This is a genomic window from Cupriavidus sp. 96C5-1, assembly GCF_057798855.1.
The window spans coordinates 41,215-64,260 of the sequence record NZ_JBYOJU010000002.1 but is presented as its reverse complement, the minus strand read 5'-3'; the positions used below and the strand labels follow the sequence as shown (position 1 = coordinate 64,260).

The 23,046-nt window shown below is 67.4% G+C and carries 18 protein-coding genes; 8 read left to right on the top strand and 10 right to left on the bottom strand.

The annotated features are described in order from the left end of the window. Nucleotides 1-160 precede the first annotated feature (160 nt). The 3 genes from AC3FOF_RS02875 to AC3FOF_RS02865 all read left to right on the top strand — a co-directional run bounded on the left by AC3FOF_RS02875 (nt 161) and on the right by AC3FOF_RS02865 (nt 3,876). Nucleotides 161-2,620: a penicillin acylase family protein gene (locus AC3FOF_RS02875; protein WP_488725716.1), complete on the top strand. Its 2,460-nt coding sequence runs from the start codon at nt 161-163 to the stop codon at nt 2,618-2,620. Between the two features lie 57 nt (nt 2,621-2,677). Next, nucleotides 2,678-3,160: a GNAT family N-acetyltransferase gene (locus AC3FOF_RS02870; protein WP_017224392.1), complete on the top strand. Its 483-nt coding sequence runs from the start codon at nt 2,678-2,680 to the stop codon at nt 3,158-3,160. Nucleotides 3,161-3,348: 188 nt separating this feature from the next. Continuing rightward, a complete protein-coding gene (locus AC3FOF_RS02865; RefSeq protein WP_488725715.1) occupies nt 3,349-3,876 on the top strand; it encodes a hypothetical protein in 528 nt (175 codons plus the stop codon). A gap of 206 nt (nt 3,877-4,082) precedes the next feature. Here AC3FOF_RS02865 and trhA read toward each other — a convergent pair whose 3' ends face one another. Then, entirely contained in the window at nt 4,083-4,700 is a 618-nt protein-coding gene (gene trhA / locus AC3FOF_RS02860) for a PAQR family membrane homeostasis protein TrhA (protein WP_017224389.1), read from the bottom strand. A 408-nt stretch (nt 4,701-5,108) separates the two neighbouring features. Between trhA and AC3FOF_RS02855 the strand changes: the two genes are divergently transcribed. Genes AC3FOF_RS02855 through AC3FOF_RS02845 form a run of 3 tightly spaced genes read left to right on the top strand, consistent with a single transcriptional unit; the run spans nt 5,109 to nt 7,459 of the window. After that, the gene (locus AC3FOF_RS02855) at nt 5,109-5,939 is read left to right on the top strand and encodes an ABC transporter substrate-binding protein (RefSeq protein ID WP_488725714.1); all 831 of its coding nucleotides are present in this window, start codon (nt 5,109-5,111) and stop codon (nt 5,937-5,939) included. 19 nt (nt 5,940-5,958) lie between these two features. Then, nucleotides 5,959-6,699 carry an amino acid ABC transporter permease gene (locus AC3FOF_RS02850; RefSeq protein ID WP_488725713.1) on the top strand — a complete coding sequence of 247 codons (741 nt, stop codon included), beginning with the start codon at nt 5,959-5,961 and terminating at the stop codon, nt 6,697-6,699. Nucleotides 6,700-6,721: 22 nt separating this feature from the next. Continuing rightward, nucleotides 6,722-7,459 (top strand): amino acid ABC transporter permease, encoded by a 738-nt coding sequence (locus AC3FOF_RS02845; RefSeq protein ID WP_488725906.1) that lies wholly within the window; start codon nt 6,722-6,724, stop codon nt 7,457-7,459. 32 nt (nt 7,460-7,491) lie between these two features. On the opposite strand, the gene AC3FOF_RS02840 is transcribed toward AC3FOF_RS02845, so the two are convergent. From AC3FOF_RS02840 to AC3FOF_RS02815, 6 genes are all read right to left on the bottom strand, one after another. After that, nucleotides 7,492-9,003, bottom strand: a complete 1,512-nt coding sequence (locus AC3FOF_RS02840) for an efflux transporter outer membrane subunit (protein WP_488725712.1) — start codon at nt 9,001-9,003, stop codon at nt 7,492-7,494. 5 nt (nt 9,004-9,008) lie between these two features. After that, entirely contained in the window at nt 9,009-10,997 is a 1,989-nt protein-coding gene (locus tag AC3FOF_RS02835) for a glycosyltransferase (protein ID WP_488725711.1), read from the bottom strand. A gap of 2 nt (nt 10,998-10,999) precedes the next feature. After that, a complete protein-coding gene (locus AC3FOF_RS02830) occupies nt 11,000-12,337 on the bottom strand; it encodes a hypothetical protein (RefSeq protein ID WP_488725710.1) in 1,338 nt (445 codons plus the stop codon). Between the two features lie 41 nt (nt 12,338-12,378). After that, the gene (locus AC3FOF_RS02825; RefSeq protein WP_276268615.1) at nt 12,379-13,713 is read right to left on the bottom strand and encodes an HlyD family secretion protein; all 1,335 of its coding nucleotides are present in this window, start codon (nt 13,711-13,713) and stop codon (nt 12,379-12,381) included. Nucleotides 13,714-14,437: 724 nt separating this feature from the next. Continuing rightward, the gene (locus tag AC3FOF_RS02820; RefSeq protein WP_488725709.1) at nt 14,438-16,108 is read right to left on the bottom strand and encodes an amidohydrolase; all 1,671 of its coding nucleotides are present in this window, start codon (nt 16,106-16,108) and stop codon (nt 14,438-14,440) included. A gap of 76 nt (nt 16,109-16,184) precedes the next feature. Continuing rightward, nucleotides 16,185-17,717 carry an amino acid permease gene (locus AC3FOF_RS02815; RefSeq protein ID WP_488725708.1) on the bottom strand — a complete coding sequence of 511 codons (1,533 nt, stop codon included), beginning with the start codon at nt 17,715-17,717 and terminating at the stop codon, nt 16,185-16,187. 264 nt (nt 17,718-17,981) lie between these two features. Here AC3FOF_RS02815 and AC3FOF_RS02810 point away from each other — a divergent pair, with 264 nt between their 5' ends. After that, nucleotides 17,982-18,869 (top strand): mechanosensitive ion channel family protein, encoded by an 888-nt coding sequence (locus tag AC3FOF_RS02810; protein WP_017228860.1) that lies wholly within the window; start codon nt 17,982-17,984, stop codon nt 18,867-18,869. Nucleotides 18,870-19,027: 158 nt separating this feature from the next. Next, complete coding sequence (locus AC3FOF_RS02805) at nt 19,028-20,119, top strand: Zn-dependent alcohol dehydrogenase (RefSeq protein WP_488725707.1); 1,092 nt, start codon at nt 19,028-19,030, stop codon at nt 20,117-20,119. 79 nt (nt 20,120-20,198) lie between these two features. Here AC3FOF_RS02805 and AC3FOF_RS02800 read toward each other — a convergent pair whose 3' ends face one another. The 3 genes from AC3FOF_RS02800 to AC3FOF_RS02790 all read right to left on the bottom strand — a co-directional run bounded on the left by AC3FOF_RS02800 (nt 20,199) and on the right by AC3FOF_RS02790 (nt 22,959). After that, complete coding sequence (locus tag AC3FOF_RS02800) at nt 20,199-20,771, bottom strand: hypothetical protein (protein ID WP_488725706.1); 573 nt, start codon at nt 20,769-20,771, stop codon at nt 20,199-20,201. 80 nt (nt 20,772-20,851) lie between these two features. After that, complete coding sequence (locus AC3FOF_RS02795; RefSeq protein ID WP_488725705.1) at nt 20,852-22,246, bottom strand: carotenoid oxygenase family protein; 1,395 nt, start codon at nt 22,244-22,246, stop codon at nt 20,852-20,854. After that, the gene (locus AC3FOF_RS02790) at nt 22,243-22,959 is read right to left on the bottom strand and encodes a TetR/AcrR family transcriptional regulator (protein ID WP_017231127.1); all 717 of its coding nucleotides are present in this window, start codon (nt 22,957-22,959) and stop codon (nt 22,243-22,245) included. The genes AC3FOF_RS02795 and AC3FOF_RS02790 overlap by 4 nt, the downstream gene beginning before the upstream one ends. Nucleotides 22,960-23,046 lie beyond the last annotated feature (87 nt).

Sequence of the window (23,046 nt, the reverse complement as noted above, 5' to 3'; positions counted from 1 at the left end):
TGCCCCCCTCTGGCGGAGCCCGGACTATCCCGAAATATGGCGCAAACCGGCCTGCCGACCACGCCGGCCGCAGCGACTTCCGCTATCCTTGGCGGCGATCCGCCGTGCCAGCCTGCGCGCGGCCTGAACAAATGCGATCCCCGTGTCCAAAGGAGTCCCCATGGTTTGCCGAGCCCGCCGCCTTGCGGCCGCTCTCGTCGTGAGCGTCCTGAGCGCTGTTACCGCCGCGCATGCCGTCACGCCCGCCGGCCAGGCCGTGCCACCGGTGGCCTCCACCGAGCGCTTCCAGGTGGCCGGCCTGGAAAAGCCCGCCAGCATCCTGATCGACCGCTGGGGCGTGCCGCATATCTACGCCAATACGCTGTACGACGCCTTCTATGTGCAGGGCTTCATGGCCGCGCGCGACCGTCTGTGGCAGATCGACCTGTGGCGCAAGCGCGGCCTGGGCGAGATGGCAAGGGACTTCGGGCCAGCCTATGTGGAAGGCGACCGCATGGCGCGCGCCGTGCTGTTCCGCGGCGATATGTATCGGGAATGGCTGGCCTATGGCTCGGACGCCAAGCGCGTGGCCGAGGCCTTCGTGGCAGGGGTGAACGCCTACGTGGCGCAGACGGAAATCAAGCCCGAGCTGTTGCCGCCCGAGTTTCGCCTGCTGAACTACAAGCCGGCGCGCTGGCGGGCGGAAGACATCGTGCGCATCCGCCACCACGGGCTCACGCTCAACGTCAGCGGCGAGATCAATCGCGCGCAGGTCTACTGCCATGTCAAGCCCGACGCGGTACGCGCGGACTGGGTGCAGCGCGAACTGGACCCTCCCGTCCAGCCCAGGTTGCCGGAGGGGCTGGACCCGTGCTCGATTCCCACCGCCGAACTGCGCCGTGCCTACGAGCTGGCTACGGCAGCGCCGCGCTTTCCCAAGGAATGGTGGACCTCGGCGCAGGCGGATGGGGTTCCGCATGAAGCGCTCTATGCGGTACTCGACACCAACAGCGACACCGCGCGCAGCCTCGGCTCCAACAACTGGGTGATCTCCGGCTCCCGTACCGCCACCGGCCGCCCGATCCTGGCCAACGACCCGCACCGCGCGCACGGCGCGCCCGGGCTGCGTTATATCAGCCACCTGAATGCACCGGGCCTGTCGGTGATCGGTGCCGGCGAGCCCTTCCTGCCCGGCATCTCCATCGGCCACAACGAAACCGTGGGCTTTGGCCTGACCCGTTTCTACGTCGACCAGGAGGACCTGTACGTCTACGAGACCAATCCGGCGCAGCCGCACGAGTACAAATACCGCGGGCGCTGGGAACCGATGGAAACCGTGACCGAGGACATCGCTGTCAAGGGCGAAGCCGCGCCGCGCAAGACCACCATCGAATTCACGCGGCATGGCCCGGTGCTCTATGCCGATGCCAAGGCCAATCGCGCCTTTGCGCTGCGCGCCGCCTGGCTGGACCTGGGCATGGCGCCGTATTTCGGCTCGATGGACTATATGCGGGCCCAGAACTGGGACCAGTTCCGCGCCGCCATGAACCGCTGGGGCGCGCCCGGCGAGAATCAGGTCTATGCCGACCGCGACGGCAATATCGGCTGGATTCCCGGCGGGCTCACCCCGATCCGCCCGAACTGGGACGGCCTCACGCCGGTGCCGGGCGATGGCCGCTACGAGTGGGCCGGCTACCGCAATATGGACGAACTGCCGTGGGCCTTCAATCCGGCCGCCGGCTACGTGGTGACCGCCAACGAGAACACCATCCCGCCCAATCATCCTGCCGCCAGGATGGGCGTGGGCTATGAGTGGAGCGACACGGCGCGTGCGCGCCGCCTCAAGAGCCTGGTGGCGGCCAACCCGCATTCGACGCTGGCCGACAGCATGGCCTGGCAAAACGACACGACCTCGCTGCCCGCGCTGCGCGTGGTGGCGCTGCTGGCCAATGTGCGCAGCGACGACCCGCAGGCGCGGCGCGGACTGGAACTGCTGCGCGGCTGGGACGGCAACGAGCGCGCCGACAGCGCGCAGGCAGCGCTGTTCGAGGTGTGGTTCAGCAAATACCTGCGCCCGGCCGTGGTGCGCGCGGCGCTGTCGCCCGAAGGCGGCCGCCTGGCGGGATATGGCGACGCCAGCCGCGTGCTGGCGGTGCTGGAGCGGCCGGACCCGTGGATGCCGGTGGAGCGCCGCAACGAGATCGTGGTCGCCTCGCTCAAGAGCGCCATGGCCGAAGTGGAGCGTAAGCTCGGGCCCGACCCGAAGACTTGGCAATGGGGCCGGCTGCACACCGCGGTGTTCGCTCATCCGCTCGATCCGATCCTGGACGGTGCGGGGCGGCAGCGCTACGACGTGAACGCCGGGCCGATCGGCGGCTCGTCCTTCACGCCGATGAACACCAGCTATCGCAACAACGACTTCCAGCTCACCGCGGGCGCATCGTTGCGCATGGTGCTGGACGTAGGCAACTGGGATGCCTCGCGTGTGGTGAATGCGCCGGGGCAGTCGGGCAACCCGGCCAGCCCGCACTATCGCGATCTGGCACCGCTGTGGGCGAAGGGGGAGTATTTCCCGCTGCTTTACACACGCAAGGCGGTGGAGAAGGAAAGCCGTGAGCGGGTGGAGCTGGTGCCGCAATAAGAGAGAGCCATCGACCCCGGTGCGGGTCGATTTCGTCCATCCTGAGATTGAGCCGTCATGGAAACCTTGGTCATTCGCCGCGCGGGCATCGAAGATGCCGCCGGCATCAGCGCGCTCGCCACCAGCGTGGCACATTACTTCACGATCTCGCCCGATGGCGAAGGTGCGGAGTCGTTCCTCGCCAGTCTGTCGCCGGATTCCATTGCCGGCTATGTATCGAGCCCGCGCTACCAGTACCTGGCCGCTTATCGTGGCGAACAGCTGGCGGGCGTGGTCGCCGTGCGCGACCACGCCCATGTCTTTCATCTGTTCGTGGCGCCGCGGTATCATCGGGCCGGGGTGGCCAAGCAGCTCTGGCAGGCGGCCCGTGCCGCCGCGCAGGGTGCGGGCAAGGTGCGCGAATTCACCGTCAATTCCAGTCCGTTCGCCACCGCGGTGTATGAGCGCTTCGGCTTCGAGGCCGTGGGCCCGCGGGCCGAGACGAAGGGCATCGCCTACGTGCCGATGCGGCTGATCGTCGGCGATGACGCTGGCGCATAGCTTTTCCCAGGGCTTGTGCTCAAGCCTGGCACGGGCAGGGCACTCACGGCAGCGGCAATCAGTGCATGAAACAGCAAGCGCATCGAGAACGTTTGCCGGTGGTGCGGGTACGCCGGCGCGGTTGATCGGCCGGATCTCCACAACTGGCGGTTTGCACGGATCGGGATGGCGCGGAATCCAGGGGCGAAATGACGAAAAAGACTTATGCCGACTTCCTGCGGGAGCGATATCCTGAAATCGTGCCGCTTGCCGAATACTATGCCGCCATCGGCGCGGGCGATGGCTACGGGACTGCAAAGGCCGACCTGGATGGCGAATCCGTGCTCGCTTCCAATTTGTTTGCCTATGCCCTGCGCAGCGAGGTGGGCATGCCGGACGATCATGCCTGGGCGCGGCGCATCTTGTCCGGCGACATCAATGTCGAGGACGAAACGCTGCTTGCCCAGGCGGCGCAGGCGGTGGAATATCTGCAGCAGTGCAAAGTGGACATCGGCCGCCTGACGCCGCTGATACGCGCCATCCAGGCGCAGGTGGTCGCCAATGTGGCAGCACTGCTGGACCAAGGGCCGGAGATCTCATGCCTGCCGCTGCCGGAGGGCCGGCGCACGCACTGGCAACTGGTCGAAGTGGACGATGACGGCGCCTACGGCGCGGAAATCTCCGGGCTGCACGAGATGCTATCCCCCGGCAGCTCTCCACCGGCGCGTAGTCAGTAAGCGCCAGGTTCAACGCACCGGCAGCGAGCCGGGCCCGAACGGGCGCGACGGCTGCAATCAGAAGGAAATGCCGTCGAACTCGGGCACCGCCGGCCGGTACCGCAGGTTCTTCAACCATGCCTTGAGCTTCTTGATGCCCGTATGCGACGGCCCCATGGACACGGGCGGGGCCCGGCCGCGGGGGGAGGCGCCGCCGGCGGCGCTCCCTAGCCCACGTACCAGAGAATACTGACGAACTGGCAGGCGCTGCCAGCGAGCACGAACAGGTGCCAGATGCCGTGGAAGTGCCGCACCTTCTCGTCGAACAGGAAGAAACCGATGCCGGCCGTATAGAGCGCGCCCCCGGCGACCAGCCAGTACAGGCCGGCGGCCGGCAGCGCCGCCACCAGCGGGCCGAAGGCGAACAGCACCAGCCAGCCCATCAGCACATAGATCAGCAGCGAGAATATGCGCGTGCGCTTGCCGATCACCAGTTCCTGCGCAATGCCGATGACCGCCAGCCCCCAGTTCACCCCGAACAGCGTCCAGCCCCACGGCCCGCGCAGCGTCACCAGCGCGAAGGGCGTATAGCTGCCCGCGATCAGCAGGTAGATGGCGCAGTAATCGAGGCGCCGCAGGATGTCCTTGGGCCGGCCGCGCAGGCTGTGATAGAGCGTGGAGATGGTGTAGAGGAAGACCAGCGTGGTGCCGTAGACCACGGAGCTGACTATCTTCCAGGCGTCGTGGTAGAGGGCCGACGAGGTGACGAGGACGGCCGTGCCGGCGGCGGCGAGAATGGCGCCTGCAAGGTGGCTGTAGCCGTTGAAGCGTTCTCCGCGATACATGAATTCGGTTCTCCTGGTTGGGTCGCTGGTGGGCGATTGCAGGGGGCTCGCCGCCGCGGCAGTGTTTCTGGTTTTTGCTGCGGTGCGTTATAGCGGGTATTTTTGCACGGAAATCGACGGGGCAGGGAGCGGGATTTTTGAACTTCTTTTCCTAACTTCCTGGTTTTCATTGTTTTCTGTCGCTTAAATTCAACATCGGCACCCTAAGGTCAACGTCAAAGGCGTTTCAGCTCCCTTTTGCGGAGCCGGTACGCTTTAGCGTCCCGCCGGGAAGGCAGGCAACGAGGGTTGGCTTTGGATGCGGCTCAAAAGGTCCACGGCGGCGGCATATCCATCTGCGAAACCATTCGTTCCCCGCCTGTTCTTCCACCGCTATCGTCTCGCCATCCAACCTTTGCGAGACTTCCGATGCGTATCCCTTCTCCATTGTTCAAGGCCGCCCTGACCCTGCTCGCCGGCCTGACGGTGCTGGCTTCTGCTCCCGCCATGGCGGATCGCCTGGATGACATCAGGAAGGCCGGCGTGCTGCGCGTGGGCGTGTTCGATGCGAATCCTCCGTTCGGCTTCGTTCAGGCCGGCACTACCACGCCTGTGGGGCTGGACGTGGACTACGCGGCGGAGATTGCCAGGCGGCTGGGCGTCAAGCCTGAGTTCCGCGCCACCAATCCGGCCAATCGCGTGCCGCTGCTGGCGTCGCAGAAGGTGGACATCGTTGCCGCCAACTTCACCATCACCGACGAGCGCCGCCAGCAGGTCGCGTTCTCCACGCCGTATTTCGCCAGCGGCCTGCAGTTCATCGCGAAGAAGGGCGCGCTCAAGCAGCCGGACGACCTGAAGACATGGCGTCTGGGTGTGGACAAGGGCACGACGCAGGAGACTACGCTGCGGCAGAAGTACCCGGAGGCGCGCGTGATTGCCTATGACGATTCCCCGCTGGCGCTGACCGCGCTGCGCAGCGGCGCCATCCAGGCGTTCGCGCAGGACGGTGCCAAGCTGGGCGCGCTGCTGGCGACGCTGCCGAACAAGGACCAGTTCGAGATTTCATCGTTCACGCTGACGCGCGAGTACATGGGCGTCGGGATTCCGAAAGGCGAGGACCGCCTGACCGCCGAGGTCGACCGCATCCTGGCGGACCTGGAAAAGAACGGTACCGCCGCGCGTATCTATGACAAGTGGTTCGGGCCGACGAGCGCCGCGCCGCTGGCGCGCGATTTCACCATCGGCAGCGCGGTGAAGTAAGGCCGCCGCCGCCGTCGCAATGCAAGCCATCCTGCTGCAGCCGCTACCGCTGAAATATGCCGGCTGGATCGTCACGGGCTTCGGCCTGACGATAGCCTTGTCGATCGCGGTGTTCGCGCTCGGCTGCGTGCTGGCCGCGTTCTGGCTGGCGCTCATGCGCAGCCCGCTCTGGCCGCTGCGCGTGGCCGCGGGCGCGGCGGCAGGCTTCCTGCGCCGCACGCCGTTGCTGGTGCAATTGTTCTTCTGGTATTTCGGCGCGGCGCAACTGCTGGGCGAGAGCGCGATCGGCGCGCTCTACGGCTGGCAGGGCCTGCAGATCGGACCGCTGCACCTGCCCGCGCCGTCGCTGGAAGCGCTTGCCAGCCTGGCCGGCATCGGTCTTTATGCCAGCACGTTCTATGCACGCGAACTGGAGGCGGGGCTGGCCAATGTGCCGGCGGGACAAAACGCGGCGGCGCTGGCGCTGGGCTTTACGCCGGCGGCTGCATTCTGGCGCGTGGTGCTGCCGCAGGCGCTGCGCGTTGCCGCGCGCCCCATGGTGGGCCAGTTCTGCCAGACCATCAAGAACACTTCCCTGGCGATGGCGATCGGCTTTGCCGAGATGTCCTACGCCGCGCGCCAGGTGGAGACCGATAGCCTGATGACCTTCCAGGCCTTCGGCCTTGCCACCCTGCTTTATGTGGCGCTGATCCTGCTCCTGCAGGGTTCAGCGCCGGCGCTGCTGCGCCGGCTGGGCTGGCTGGAGGCCGCGCGTGCCTGATCCCGACAGCGCCGGATGGGCCATGGTGCTCCGGCAGTTGCCCTACCTGCTGGCCGGCACCTTTCCGGATGGCCCGCTGGCGGGCGCGGCGCTGACCTTGTGGATGGCGGTGCTGTCCTGTGCCGGCGCCACCGTGCTCGGCATCGGCCTGGCCGTACTGCTTGACCAGGCGCCCGTGCCGCTGGCGCGTGCGGCGCGCGCGCTGCTGGCCTGCCTGCGCGCCGTTCCCGTGCTGATGCTGGTCTTCTGGACCTACTTCCTCCTGCCGATGCTGGCCGGCGTCCACGTGGGCGAGGTGCGGACCGTGATGCTGGCGCTGGCGCTGATCGGCGCGGCCTACATCGCCCAGGTGATGGAGGCCGGCTTCGACGCGATCGGGCGCGGGCAGCGCAACGCGGCGCTGGCGCTAGGCATGACGCCCATGCAGGCTTTGTGGCAGGTGGTGCTGCCGCAAAGCCTGCGCGCGATGCTGCCCTCGCTGGGCAATATCTGGGTGTCGCTGGCCAAGGATACGTCGCTGGCCTATATCGTCGGCGTGGTGGAACTCTCTACCGTGGCCACACAGGTCAACGGGCGCAGCGTGGGCTACGCGGCGGAGGTTTTCCTCGCGGTCGCGCTGCTCTATTTTGTGATCTGCCTCTCGATCGAGAGCGTGGCTGCGGGCCTGCTGCTGCTGACGCGCCGCCGTGCCCGCGCAGCCTCCAGGCTGCGCCGCGCGTGGGGATCCGTTGCGCTGGCACCGGTGCGCCCGAAGGCGTGAGCCGGAACGGTGGCGGCCGTCGTTCCGCGGCCTTATTGCGCACGGGCGGCTGCGGCGCTCCGGGCCACCGGGGCCGGCGCGCCCGGCGCAGTATTGCCAGCAGCGGCCACGGTCCGTTCCGACCATCCGCCGCCAAGCGCCTTGTACAGCGCGACACGGCTGGTCAGGCGCGCCAGGCGGATGGCGGCCAGCGTCTGCTGCGCGGTATAGAGCTGGCGCTGCGCATCGAAGACGGCGAAATAGTCGTCCACGCCATTCTTGAAACGCATCTCCGACAGCCGCTGGGTTTCAGCCGCCTCCTTGACCAGCGTCTCCTGCGCGTCGGCCTGGCGGTCATAGGTACCGCGCGCGGCCAGTCCATCGGCGACTTCGCGGAAGCCGGTCTGGATCGCCTTTTCGTAGTTGGCGATATTGATGTCCTTCTGTATCTTGGAGACGTCCAGCCGTGCCTGGTTGTTGCCGGCATTGAAGATCGGCATGGTGATCTGCGGCGCGAAGGTCCATGCCCCCATGCCTGCCGCGAACAGGCCGGCCAGGGTGGGGCTGGCGGTGCCGACCGCGGCGGTCAGGGAGATGGTCGGGAAGAAGGCCGCCCGCGCCGCGCCGATGTCGGCGTTGGCCGCCTTCAGGCGGTGCTCGGCGGCCATGATGTCGGGGCGCCGTTCCAGCAGCGCCGAAGGCAGGCCGGCGGGCAGCTCGGCGACCAGGTCCGGCGACTCGAACGGCAGGCCCGCCGGCAAGTCCTGCGGCAGCGGGCCGCCGATCAACAGGCTGAGTGCGTTCTCGTCCTGCGCGACCTGCCGCGTGTATTGCTCCACGCCCACGCGCGCGGTCTGTAGCTGGGTATCGGCCCGATGCACGTCCAGTTGGGCCATGGCGCCCGCGCGCTTGCTGCGCCCCACCATGTCGGCGGCGGCCTGCTGGGCCTGCAGCGTGTCCTGCGATATCTTCAGGAGGGCCTCGTCGGCGCGCAAGGTCAGGTACGCATCGGCGACTTCCGCAACCAGGCTGATGTGGGCACTGCGGCGCGCTTCCTCGGTGGCCAGGTATTGCTCCAGCGCTTCATGCTTGAGACTGCGCACGCGGCCAAAGAAATCGAGCTCGAAGGCAGTGAAGCCGACCCCCGCGCTGTATTCGTTGATAACCGCGGACTGCCCAGGCGCGCGCAGGTCGCTCGGAACGCGCTGGCTGAGCAGGCCGGCGTTGGCGCCGATCGCGGGGAACTGGGCGGCGCGCTGGATGCGGTACTGGGCGCGCGCCTGGTCGATGGCCAGCGTGGCGGCGCGCAGGTCGCGGTTGTTGGCGAGCGCGAGTTCGACCAGGCGCCGCAGGCGCGCGTCGGCAAAGAAATCCTGCCAGCCGAGATCGGCCGCGGCCGCATTGGCCGCGGCCGGCGCGCCGCCGGCATAGGCCGGGCCGGTGGGCCATGCTTGCGGCACCGGTTGCGCGGGACGCTGGTAGGTGGGTTCCAGCGTGCATGCGGCCAGGACCAGCGGCAGGACGGCGCAGATGGCGCGCAGAGTCGGGGAGGGTGTCTTGTGCATGGGATTCAACCGGAGAAGGCGCGCTGCATCAGCCGCGAAATAGCCAGGCGGGGACTTCCGCGATGCGCCACGTTGTGGGAAGGCTCGCTGAAGAGCAGGCGGATCAGCCGATGGCGCGCGGCCATGTCGGCGTGCATGGCCACGCCCAGCAGCTTGCCCTGGCGGCGCGCGATGCGGCACGGCACCCAGCCCGTCGCTTCCAGCCAGACCGCGCCTTCGGCGCCGACCGGTATGGCGGCCGCCATCTCGCTGGCCAGGGCGACGCCGTTGCAGGACAGGTCGATGGTGGTTGCGGCGTACTCGCTGCCGGCTGCGCCGGTCTCCTTGCCGTGAATCCGCAACCGCGCCCGCGCGCGATAGGGAAAGCGCTCCTCCTTGCGGGGGCGGGGCAGCTCCACGCAGACCAGTAGGGAAGTGAGGTAGAGCACCATCGAGATGGCAGTCCACGCGATATTGAAGACGAGCCCTTGCGCCGAGGCATCGGCGGTCACCGCCCGCGCCAGGCCCATCCCCGACAGCACGATCAGGCAGCCGTACAGCGCGGCGAGCTTGCCGTGGATCACGAGCCGGCTGCGGTCCAGGCCTTTGTTGGTGACCTTGAAGGGGCGTCCGAACGGCTTGAAGAATGCACTTGCCAGCGTGGCGCTCACCGCCAGCGAGGCCACGATCTGCGTCACCTCGGTAAAGATGGGCAACGCGCGCGAGCCGGTGATCCAGATGCTGTAGGCCCAGTACAGCAGCAGCGCCGGCACGCCATAGGCCAGGAATTGCATGGGGTCTCCATACAGCGTGGGCACATCGAAGTACCAGTACAGCAATGGCCCCGCCAGCAGCATCAGCGTGAAGGGGCGGCTCAGCCAGTGCAGCAGGCCGTGCACGTAGTGCAGGCGCTGCCCCAGCGTATAACCGCGCCCGCGCAGCGGCCCGTCGGCCGTGAGCGCGACCTGGATCGTGCCCAGCCCCCAGCGGCTGCGCTGGCTGATGTACTCGGGCAGGCCTTCCGCGGAGAGGCCGACACTCAGGCGTTCGTTGAGCCAGCGCGTGACGTAGCCGTGCGGCATCAGGCGGTAGGTCAGGTGGATGTCCTCGGTCACCGTGCCGGTGGGGAAGCCGCCGATCAGGCCCAGCAGGTCGCGCCGGACCACGAAGGAGGTACCGATGCAAAAGGCGGTGCCCCACGCATCCTTGGCGGGCTGCATCACGTCGAAGAAGGCGCGCTGCTCGTCGACCCAGCATTCGGTCGAACGCAGGTTGTACTGGATCGGGTCCGCGTTGTAGTAGAACTGCGGGGTCTGCACCACGCCCACCTTGGGATCGCCGAACAGGCCGATGATACGCAGCAGGATGTTCCGGTTGGGCGCGAAATCGGCGTCCAGCACCATGATGTAGGGCGCGCCGCCGCCGTGCTCCGCGCGGGCGCTGTGGCGCAGCCCGTTGTTGAGATTGCCCGCCTTGGCGTGCGTGTTGTCCGGTCGCGTGACATAGTTGGCGCCCACCTGCTCGCAGAACGCTTTCAGCCAGTCGCGGCGGGTGTCGTCCAGCACCCACACGCGGAAATCCGGGTAGTCGATCGCCAGTGCCGCGACGATGGTCTTCTCCAGTATCTCCAGCCCCTCGTTGTAGGTGGCGATGAAGATGTCCACCCGTGGCACCTTGCGGCTGCGGCGCAGGGCTGCCTCGCCGGCGTTGGCATGCGGCGTGTGGTTGCTGCCGCGGGTCAGCGTGACGATGGAGATCAGGGTGTAGGCGAGCGTCATCACTTCGAAGCCGAAGAAGACATGCGCCCACAGGCTCGGGAAGGTCATGTGCCAATCGGGCAGCGTCTGCGTCGCGCGCCAGGCGAGGTAGACCAGCAGCAACGTCGCGGTGATGGCGCCAAACACGTAGCGGTCCGTGGGCCGGGCGCGATCCCCCCGTATGCAAAGCCACGCGAGCAGCAGGGTGGCCGCGTTGATGACGAGAAGCGTCCTGCCATCGAGAAAAAATTCGAACATGGTTACTCCTTTGACGGGGAGGCAGGATCACCGCCGCCGCAAGTGGCCTGGAGGCATCCGGATGGGCGGAAAGGGTTCCAGCCCGCCGCCGCCAGCACGGCCCATGCGGTCGCGCCGAGGTGCGGCAGGTGGTAGTAGTAGAAATCTTCCGTGGTGGAAGCCGGCCCGATGGACAGGCCGGTGCGAATGCGTTGTTCCGGGGTGGCATAGAGCAGGCCGGAAGGCGCGCGTTGGGATTGCAGCAGTGGCCACAGCGCAGCCGTGTCCTGCGCGCGGCCGCTGGCGCGCAGCACCAGCGCAGCCTGGCCCGTGCCTTCCGTCCAGACGCCGTCGGGGTTGCCGTTGAACCCGTAGCCGCCCTTGACGCCATGACGCTCGCGCGTCCAGTCCATGCCTCGCCGCCAGTCGGCGGGCGCATCCGGAATGGCAATCAGGGGCCAAAGCACCGCATCGAGCGCCGAGGGGGCGCTGTTGAGCGAGCGGCCATCCTCGCGCGTGCCGATGACGAAGCGGCCTTCGCGCGGCTGCCACATCGCCTCGACGAAGCCGCGCGCGCGGCGCGCCGCCACCGGCCAGCGCGGATCGCTGCTGCGCAGCGCCAGCCAGCTGAACGCGGCGTAGGCATCCACGTTATGCTCGGTGGATTTCCATGTCTGGCGAAGCGGATTGGGTTCTTCACCGAAATAGCCACCGATAAAGCCGCCCGGCGCGCCGCTATCGAAGACGGCGGCGTCGACCCAGCCCATCAGCGTGCCGGCGCCATCGAGGTAACGGCGCTCGTGCGTGGCGTCGTAGACGGCCAGCAACATCAGCGCGGCCCATGCCACGTTGCCCGTGGCTGTGCCGGCCTGGTACGCATCCTCGAACCAGCGCTTGCTGGGCGCGTCCCACCAGCCAGGCAGTGGCGCCGGGCCGGCGGGCAGCGCGCCGGCGCGATAGGCGTTGCGCAGGCGTCCATCGTGATAATGCCGGTCGTGCGCGCTGGCCGCCAGCATGGCGTCGGCAATGCGGCGCGCGTCGCCGACACGGTGACAGGCCACCAGCGCAACGCCGGCGAGCGCGTTGTCGTAGACGAAGGCCGCCTGCTGCAAGGCGGGTGCAAGCGGCCCCTGCCCTGGCGCCGGGTCGTAGCTGCCGAGCATCACCGGTCCCTGGCCTGGCACCGCGGCGACGCGTGCGCCAATGGCCTGGCAGCCGCTGGCCAGCAACTGTTCCCGCGCTTGCGCCGGCGGGGTCTGGGCGCTGGCCGGGAGAGGCGCCAGCATGATGGCCAGCCCGGTCATGCCGGCCGCTAGCGGCGACAGCAGCCAGCGCCGCAGGCCTGGTGAAACGCTGTTCATGGCAGGCTCCCGGGTCTTGCCTTGCGTCGGATTGGCCGCCATCAGATCAGCGCGCGCATGTGGCCCCACCATGGCTGATCCAGGCTGACCTTGGCCCAGCGGCCTAGCGCGCAGCTGTCGGCCGAGGTGCCGCCCTGATGCGGCAGCGCCGGCAACGGCTTGTCCAGTTTGGCGATCAGGTAGATCTCATTCTTCTCGATGGGCGGGAAGGGCACGAAGTAACGCGCTTGCTCGCCGTCCGGCGCGCGCGGCAGGATTTCCGCAACCTTCGCGGACAAGGGCGCGGCAACACCGTCCACGCGCACCGTGACCTTGGCGCCGGGCAGCAGGTCATTGCTGAGGCTGCGCGGGAATACCGCCACCACGCGGGGCTGCGCGCAGTTGGCGCTGCGCAACAACGTCGCGCCGGCCGCCACGCGCGTGCCCGGCGGCGCCAGCACATCCTGGACCATGCCCGTGTCGTAGGCCTTGATATCCAGATTGGACATGCGGTCGAGCCGCTTCTCTTCGTCGGCGATCAACGCATCAACCGATTGGCCATACTGCTGAAGCTGAGTCAGCGCAGCCTGAAGCTGGGTGATCTCCGCCGCCAGCTCGTCATGCCGTTGCGTCAGCGTCGACACCGCGCCGTCGGTGCTGGAGAGATACACCTTGCCCTTGGCGGCCTGGCTGTTGCTGAGCGCATTGTCGAGTTCGGCGCGGATCGCCTCCTTGGAGTTCGACAGGATCGACAACTGGTAGCGCGAGGCATTGGTGTAGGCCTCGCTGACCGCGCCCGCCCATTGCATGGACTGGTTGCGGTTCACTACGTCTTCCTGCTGGTCCACCTGTTCCTTGGCGACTGCCATGCGCGCCTCGATACCCCGTATCTTGGCGGCATGCTCTGCCTGCGCGGCAGTCTGGTACTTCCTGGTCTGCTGGTCGGTGGCGGCAAGGCGGCTTTGATCGCCTTCGAGCTTGGCCTTGGCGGCGTCGTAGCGCTGCTGGGTGTCGAGCTTCTTGCCGGTCAGCTCAACCAGCAAGGCGCGGTCGATATTGGGGTTCTGCACGCTCACCAGCGTGTCACCGGGAGCGAAGGACGTTCCCACCGCGACATGCTGGCTCGCCACCACCCCCTCCACCGGCGTGGTGATCAGGTTGACCGGACCATCGACCACGGCGCGTTCGGATGAACGCGTGAACACGGGCGGGAACATCACGGTCAGGATCACCCATACGATGAAGATGGCCACGCCATAGCTGGTCATGCGCGGCACCACATGCCAGAGCGGCCGTTTGCTCAGCTTGCCGCCGCCTCTCGCGGGTGTCAGTTCGTCCGTGCGCAGGTTGGGCAGGTGCGTGGCCTGCGGGCGGCTGTGTTCCAGTTTGTCGCTCATGGCATCCTCTTTTTGCAAATTCGTGCGATGCGGCTTTTACAAAAAAAAACGGCAAGCCGATAGCATCGGGCGTGTCCGCGAGGCCGCTCGTTCCGGGTGAACCTGTCCCCCAATTTATTTATCTGCGATGCGCTGTGCCGCGGCTCAACCGGGCTGCTTGCACATCCTTGCGTGGACCGTGCGTGCCGGTCCGCTGAATTGCCCGCACCCCGGCCAAGCGCCGGAATGGAGCGACTGCGTATAGCCTGACGGCCATGAATGACACCCGTGAATGTGCAGGGCTCGTGTCCGCTGCACCTTGGCGAGTGATTGAAGGCTAGCCAAGAAGACGGATGGTTGCTGTAAAAAGATGTAAGAGCGGGATGTCACACTACGGATTGCGCTAGCACCGGACGTCACTATGGTCGTGACCGCAGAGACCTTGCTTGCACATTGGCGTGGCCGGATTTTCGGAAGACGATGCATATCGTGCGGGTCTTTTGTGCATTATTTCGACCAGCAATACGCGGTTTGCCGTTTCGCTGTTGCAAAAATGGCGTGAATAAGTGGCGTGAATAAGTGGCGTGAATTTTTGCAGGGTTCCACGCACCGCACGGCCTGAGGCCCGCTTGCTGCTCATGGTGAGGTGACGGCAAAGGGCAACAAAAAGGGCCGGCGCAAGCGCCAGCCCTTGGGCCTGCCCGCAGGAGATTCCGCGGGCAGGGGCATGCTGTGGCCGGGCGCGTCAGCGCTGGTTTGCGTCCGCGTACACGCGTTCACCCGCCACCCAGGTCTGCAGCACGCGGGTCTTCCAGATCTCGGCCGGCGCGACCTTGAACAGGTCCTGGTCGACCAGGATGAAGTCGGCCCATTTGCCCGGTTCCAGCGAACCCAGCGTCTTCTCCTGATGCTCCGCATAGGCGGCGTCCAGCGTAAAGGCGCGGAAGGCCTGGGCCAGCGTCATGGCTTCTTCCGGATGCCAGCCCTTGATCGGGCGGCCTTCGTGGTCGGTACGCGTCACCGCGGCGTGCAGGCCGTAGAACGGGTTGGCCGATTCCACCGGGAAGTCCGAGCCGCCGGCGATCACGGTGCCTTGCCTGAGCAGCGTCTGCCAGGCGTAGGCGCCCTTGATGCGCTCCTTGCCGATGCGGTCTTCCGCCATGTTCATGTCGCTGGTGGCGTGGGTGGGCTGCATCGAGGCGATCAGGTCGAGCTGCTTGAAGCGCGGGATGTCCGGCAGCGAGATCACCTGCGCATGCTCGATGCGGTTGCGCAGTTCGCGGCCGCCGACTTCCTTGTAGGCGGCTTCGATCGCGTCCAGCACCTGGTGGTTGGTGGCGTCGCCGATGGCGTGCACATTGACCTGGTAGCCGGCCTTGATGGCCATCTTGACGCTGGCCTGCATGGCCGCGTCGCTCATGAACAGCAGGCCGCTGTGCACGTGGTCGTCGGAATACGGCGCCATCAGCGCCGCGCCGCGGCTGCCCAGCGCGCCGTCGCCGTACAGCTTGACCGCACGCAGGTAGTAGCGGTCGCCGCCGTAGCCGGACAGCGGGCCCTTGGCGGACAGCGCCTTGAAGTCGTCGCCGGTGTCGCGGATCATGCCGTAGATGCGCGTGGTCAGCTTGCCCTGGTCGGCGAACTCGCGGTAGATGCGGTCCTCCTGCGCGGTCACGCCGGCGTCGCCCGCGCCGGTCAGGCCAAGCGCGTTCATATGCGCCAGCGCGGCGGCCAGCGCGGCGCGGCGGTCGTCGTCGGAGTAGGGCGGAATCACGTTGTTGACCAGCGCCATGGCCTTGTCGACCAGCACGCCGGTGGGGTTGCCGCTGGCGTCACGCTCGATGCGCCCGCCTGCCGGGTCCTTGGTGTCGCGCGTGATGCCGGCGGCCTGCATGGCCTTGGTGTTGAGCCAGGCGGCGTGGCCGTCCACGCGGATCAGGCGTACCGGGCGGTCCGCTACCGCCGCGTCCAGTTCAGCCGCGGTGGGGAAACGGCCCAGTTTCCAGTTGACCTGGTTCCAGCCGTAGCCGAGCAGCCATTGGCGCTGCGGGTTCTTGTCGCCGTAGGTGCGGATGATGCCTTGCGCTTGCTGGAGATCCCTGGTGCCCGACAGCGAGATCTCGGTGGTCTTGAAACCCAGGCGGAACACGTGGCCGTGCGCGTCGATCAGGCCCGGCAGCAGGGTCTTGCCGTGGCCGTCGATGCGCTTGGCCTCGGGGTACTGCGCGCGCAGCGCGGCGTCGCCGCCGGTGGCCAGCACCTTGCCCTGGTCGAACACCAGGCCAGTGAAGCCGGCGACCTGATCATTCCTCAGGGTATAGCCCTGCACGGATTCGATCAGGGTGGGCGCGGCATGGGCCGACAGGGTGAAGCCGGCGGCGATTGCCAGCAGGCTCTTGCGGATCGCGTGTTTCAAATCAACTCTCCTTGTTGTTGTGGTGCAGCGCTTTTTCTTCTTGTGTGCTCTCAGGATGTTTACTGCTTACTGCGCTTTATTCCGCCGCCGCCGTGGCGGGAAGGGCGGAGCCTTCCGCTGCGCCGCGGGCGGGCGGCAGCGGCGGGAATGTCATGTCGGCGTAGCGCACGAAGCGCGTCTTGCGCACGATGCGGTAGCCCAGCCAGATCAGCAGGAAGATCGGGATGCCGATATAGGTGGCGGTGACCGCCACCCAGTCGATCCTGCCGTCCATGAAGGCCTGGTAGTTCTGCCCCAGCGTGACGATCAGGCACAGCACGAAGGCGAAGATCGGACCGTAGGGAAAGAAGGGCGAGCGGTAAGGCAGGCGCGACAGGTCGAGCCCCTGCGCGACGAAGCCGCGGCGGAAGCGATAGTGGCTGATGGCAATGCCGAGCCAGGCGATAAAGCCCGTCATGCCCGACAGGTTGAGCAGCCACAGGTAGACCGACTTGCTCTCGAACAGCGAGGTCAGGAAGCACAGCGCGCCGACCGCGGTGGTGGCCAGCAGCGCCATCAGCGGCACGCCGTTGCGCGTCAGGCCCGCGAACACGCGCGGTGCGCGGCCTTCGGTGGCGAGGTTGTAGAGCATGCGGGTGGAGGCGTACATGCCGGAATTGCCGGCCGACAGCACGGCGGTCAGGATCACCGCGTTCATCACGCCGGCGGCGAATGCCAGTCCCGCATGGCGGAACACCAGCGTGAACGGGCTCACGCCGACCGTTTCCACATCGTTCTTGAGCAGGCTGGGATCGGTATAGGGAATCAGGATGCCGATGATCAGGATCGCCAGCACGTAGAACAGCAGGATGCGCCAGAACACCTGCCGCACGGCGCGCGGGATGTTCCTGGCGGGATCGGCGGATTCGCCGGCCGCCACGCCGATCAGCTCGGTGCCCTGGAAGGAGAAGCCCGCGATCATGGCCACGCCGATCATCGCCGGCAGGCCGCCGACGAAGGGCGCGTCGCCGGCGGTCAGGTTCACCAGCCCCGCCGGCACCCCGCCGGTATCGCCGCGCAGGATGCCGAAGATCATCAGCACGCCGATGACGATGAAGGCGATCACCGTCACCACCTTGACCAGCGCGCACCAGTATTCGGCCTCGCCGAAGCCGCGCACCGAGATGGCGTTGAGCAGGAACATCACCGTGAGAAACAGCGCGCTCCACAGCAGTCCCGGCGTGTCCGGGAACCAGTACTGCATCACCAACTGCGCTGCCGCCAGCTCCACGGCGATGGTGACCGCCCAGTTGTACCAGTAGTTCCAGCCCAGCGCGAAGCCGAAGCCTTCGTCGACATACAGCGCGCCGTAGGTGGCGAAGGAGCCGGACACCGGCATGTAGGCGGCCAGCTCGCCCAGGCTGGTCATCAGGAAATAGACCATGGCGCCGATCAGCACGTAAGCCGCGAGCGCCCCGCCTGGCCCGGCTTGCGCGATGGTGGCGCCGGACGCCACGAACAGCCCGGTGCCGATCGAGCCGCCGATCGCGATCATGGTGAGATGGCGGGCGCGCAGGGTGCGGCGCAGGGCGGGGGGCGGTGTGCTGGAAACGGGTTGCTGGCTGATCATAGGCAATAAAGGATGGGAGTGCGCAAGCCGGGTGCGCCGGCGCTGTCCGCACTCACCGGCGGCGCCGGCATCAGTGGGGAAACGCGGCGATGCGCGCAAAGGCGCAGGGTACATTTACCGGCTGGTACATTGGGCGGCATCATAAGAGAAAACGCCGCCCGGGGAAAGCCGCGATGGTCCGCGCAGGGCCGGTTTCGCGACGTTGCAGTGCGGCATGGCTAGAATCTGGGGTTTGCCATCCTCGCGGTATCCGGAACCATCCTCATGAACCTGCCCTTCAACGACAGCTATCTTCTACATATCGGGCTGAGCGCCGGCATCGTGCTGGCCGGCATGCTGGCCGTGAAGTTCATCAACCGCTTTTTCCAGGCGCGCCAGCAGGGGGACAAGGACAACCGCGGCAGCTATCGCACCTGGACCGTGGCTTCGCGCAACGTGGTCGGCGCCGTGGTGTTCCTGCTGCTGCTCGGGATCTGGGTGTCGGAGCTCAAGAGCGTGGCGATCTCGCTGACCGCCTTCGCGGTGGCACTGGTGATCGGCGGCAAGGAACTCGTGATGTGTTTCCTCGGCGCCTTCCTGCGCATGATGGCGCGCCCCTTCCAGCTCGGGGACATCGTGGAGATCGGCCCCTACTCCGGCGAAGTGGCGGATATGGACGCGCTCACCACCACGCTGGTGGAAATCGCCGGTGCGCGCCAGTTCACCGGCTCCACCGTGCAGATTCCCAACAGCATGCTGCTGACCTCCGCGGTGCGCAATCACTCCCAGTCGGGCAAGTACACCCTGGAGACCCTGCGCATCCCGCTGCCCGAGAAGAGCGACCCGGACCGCGTCGAGGCCACGCTGATCGGGATCACCGAGCAGGTGTGCGCGCCGTTCCTGGACGAGGCCCGGCACAGCCTGCAGGAGTACGGCGGCACGCGCTTTCTCGATCTCTCCCAGTTCGAGCCCCGCGTGATGTTCGAAGCCATGGCGGCGGACCGGCTCGACGTGCTGGTGCGCTTCCCGGTGCCGGTGGCCTCGCGGCTCTCGGTCGGGCAGCAGATCCTGCGCAGGTATCACCTGCAGCGTATCGCGGAGGCTGCGGCGCAGGCGGCATCCGGCGCCGCGGGCGCGTCCCCGCAGCAAGCCGGGGCGGCTTCGGCGTCCTGATCCCCAAGCGTGGCGCGGGCTGGCGGGTGGCGCGGCGGCGAGGCTTCACCGAATCCCGTTTCGGCTGTATGGTAGCGCTCTGCGCCGCCCATCGCCGGGAGGCTGGAATCGTAGTACGTCGAATACGCCGAACAACGCGCCGAACAACGAGGAGACCCATGAAAGCCGCCGTCCTGCATCAACCCAAGACCCCGCTCGTGATCGAAGACGTCGCCATCGGCAAGCCCGGGCCGCGCGAGGTGCTGCTGCGCACGGCAGCGGTCGGCGTTTGCCACTCCGACCTGCATTTTCTCGACGGCGCCTATCCGTTCCCGATGCCGGTGGTGCTCGGCCACGAGGCGGCCGGGGTGGTCGAGCAGGTGGGCGCGGAGGTGCGCACGGTCAAGCCCGGTGATCACGTGATCACCTGCCTGTCGGCATACTGCGGCCATTGCGAACACTGCCTGACCGGGCACCTGTCGCTGTGCGTGGAGCCGGACACCAAGCGCCGCGAGGGCGAGGAACCGCGCCTGCTGGCCAAGGGCGGGAGCGGGACCATGAACCAGTTCCTCAACCTGTCCGCCTTTGCCGAGCAGATGCTGGTCCACGAGCACGCGCTGGTGGCGATCCGCCCGGAAATGCCGCTGGACCGCGCCGCGCTGATCGGCTGCGCGGTGACCACCGGCGTGGGCGCCGTGGTGCACACCGCGCGCGTGAGCCCAGGCGAGACCGTGGCGGTGATCGGCTGTGGCGGCATTGGCCTGGCCACCATCAACGGCGCCGCCATTGCCGGCGCGGGCCGCATCATCGCCATCGACCGCGTGCCGGGCAAGCTGGACCTGGCCAGGAAGTTCGGTGCGACCGACGTCATCAACGCCGCCGACGTGGATGCGGTGGAGGCGGTGCGCGAATTGACGCGCGGTGGCGTGCATCACGCCTTCGAGGCCATCGGCCTCAAGCAGACCACCGAACAGGCCTTCGCCATGCTGCGCCGCGGCGGCACCGCCACCGTGATCGGCATGATCGCGCCGGGCGTGAAGATCGAGATCAAGGGCACCGACTTCCTGGCCGAAAAGCGCATCCAGGGCTCGCTGATGGGTTCCAACCGCTTTCCGGTGGATATGCCGCGGCTGGTGGATTTCTACCTGTCGGGCAAGCTCAGGCTGGATGAGCTGATCTCGCGCCGCATGCCGCTGGAGAACATCAACGAGGCCTTCGACGAACTGCGCCGCGGCGAGCTGGCACGCTCGGTGATCATGTTCGAGCATTGAGCCCGCGGGCGGCGGCCCGGGCCGCCGTTTCGCCGGATTTCCCCGCCGCTGACGCGCGCACTGGCTGGTCCGCTCGCGCCTATGCTTGCGGCTGTCGCGGTGCGCCTGACGCGGCCGCGCGCCGCACCGCCGCCGGGTAGCGCACCGTGAAGATCACGGCGCCCGCGAAGGCGGCGGCCGTGGCCGCGATGTCGACCCACAGCGGGATGGCGCTGACATATTCCGCCGCCGCATCGGCGGCCACCATCACCGCCAGCGCGGCGGCCCAGGCCAGCGTGATATGGCGGTTCACCGCCAGGAAACGCGGCGCGTTCCAGTACTCGCGCGGTACGCGCTCGCGGGCATATTGCAGCGTGAACGGACGGCCGATCGCCAGCGAGATCACCACGATGGCCAGCAGGCCGCCGTCCACCGCGAGCCGCACCGTGGCCACCGTCCACTGCGGCGCAGCCACCACGGTATAGAGCAGCAGCACGGCGAACAGCGCCAGGCTCCCCACTTCCAGCACCTTGAGCGATTCTCCCCGCCGCCTCATGCGCAGGCACATGAAGAGCGATACGGCGCAGGCCGCGCCGAGCCCTGCCAGGGGCGACGCCATCCGCATGGCGACGAAGAAAGCGATGAAGGGCGCGAATCCGGTCAGCATTCCCATGCTGGTCTCCTTGGTGTCGTGATGCGGCGCGATGCGTGTCGTGGTGCCGTGCCGCCTGGCGTGGATGATCCGGGGCGGCTTCAGTCCGCGCCGAGCCAGTTGCCGTGGAAGCCGAACGGCACGCGGTGCGATAGCGGCACCGTGGCGACGGGCCCGTCCGCCAGGGCGCCGGCCTCGTAGACCGCGAGGTCGCTGCGTGCCTCGGCGCCGCGGTAGACGGTGGCCAGCAGCCAGCCGTCGCCCTCGGCGCTGTCGGCGGCGCGCGGAACGAACACCGGCTCCGAGACCGCATCGCCCTCGGGCAGCACATGGGTCACGCGCTTGCCGCTGTGCAGGTCGATATGGGCCAGGCCGTCATAGCTGCCGCGCCCGCTGCTTTCGTGCTGGCGAAAGGCAAAGTAGCCGTGGCGGTAGGGCAGCGTCGAGAAGCGCTCGTCGAAGCGGGGGAACTCGCCCGGCATGTCGTCGAGGTATTCGCGGGTGAAGCCGTCCGACTTGCCGGCCATGTCGAAAGTCCAGCGGCACAGCCGCGCGCGGGCGCCGTTGGCATCCGGATTGAACAGCGGCGCGGTGTCGTATTGCATCACGTCGGCGATGATCCGGCTGCCGGACTCCCATGCGTTCATGACATGGAACACATAACAGGCCTCGCCGCGGAACCAGCGTATCTGTGCGGCGCCGCCGCTGCGCGGCATGATGCCGATGTGCGAGCCCAGCCTCGGCTCCCAGGCGTAGGCCGGCTCGCCGCGCATGGCGCGTTCCATGCTGCCGGTGAGCGGCAGGATGGGAAACAGGACATGGTTCTGCGTCACCATGAAATCGTGGACCATGCTGGGGAAGGGGGCTTCGAAGCGCTCCAGGCGCTGCATCCGGCCGTCCCGGTCCACCACGCCATAGCGCATGCCGGGGGTAAAGGGGCCATCGGCCGAATAGGCGAAGAACACCATTTCGCCGGTGACGGGGTCGATCTTCGGGTGCGCCGTCATGGCGCCGTCGAGCTTGCCGCCGTAGTCGACGTCGCCGCGCGTGGCCAGGCTCTCGCTATCCAGTTCGATCGGCAGGTCGGCTTCTTCCAGTGCCAGCAGGCGTCCGCCATGCCAGAGGATATTGGTATTGGCCACGCCATCGTTCTGGCCGAGTACCGAGGGGTCGGTGGTGGCCGGGTTGCCCCAGCTGCCGAACAGGGCGTGGCCCGCGGCCTGCTCGCGCTGGAACTTGTTGGTGCGCACCCAGCGGTTGCGATAGCGCACGCGGCCATCCTCGATATGGAAGGCGTGCACCATGCCGTCGCCGATGAACCAGTGATAGTGCGCATCGCGCGGCGCGTACTGCGGATTGGGCCCGTTGCGGTAGAGCGTGCCGCGCAGCGCGCGCGGCAATTCGCCCAGCACGGGCAGGTCGTGCGCGTCGCACTCCATCAGGATGGGGGCGAAATTGCCGCTGAGATAGGGGGACGACGGTTCGGGCCGGCTCATCGGGTGCTCCTCTTGGTCTGTCGCTTGGCGGGGTCGTGCGTGGCTTGGGGAATGGCTTCGTTGCTGGCTTCGGTTCCGGTACTTGCTTCGGTACTTGCTTCTGTGCCCGTTTCGGGCTGGGGTGCGCGCATGCCCGCAGACAGCAGGCGCACCATCTCGGCGTGGATGGCGCGCATGCCGGGCGAGCCGTGCAGCTTGCCGGCCAGGTGCAGCATGACCAGGCCGTGGATCGAGGCCCAGATCACATAGCTCATCACCTGCGGGTCGCCGTGGATCAGGCCGCGCGCCGCCATGTCTTCCAGGTGCGCGCTCATGGTGCGGCGCGCGCGCGCGCCGGCGCGCTCCAGTTCGGGATAGCGGTCGTCCGGCTGCGTCATGTCGAACATCAGCCGGTAGGCATTGGGCTGGGCGCAGGCAAAGGCGAGGTAAGCCTCGCCCACCGCGCGCGCGCGCTGGCGGGGATCGCCCGCGGTGGCGGCGGCGGCTTCCAGCGCCGCGGCGAAGCGGTCGAACGCCGCCGCGCGTACCGCGGCCAGGATGTCTTCCTTGTCCTGGAAGTAGCGATAGGGCGTCATCGGACTGCAGCCCAGTTCCTCGGCGAGCTGGCGCATGCTTACGCTGGCCACGCCGCCTTCGGCGAAACGGCGTTCCGCCACCGCGCACAGGCGGGTCTTGAAGGCGTCGATTTCTTCCTGGGTCAGATGTCTTGCCATTGGCTGCGAGGGTTGTCGTGCGGGTTTGCGGATGCGGCGGGGTATGGCCGTCCATGTATGTTTTACAGTGTATATTTACGACGTAAA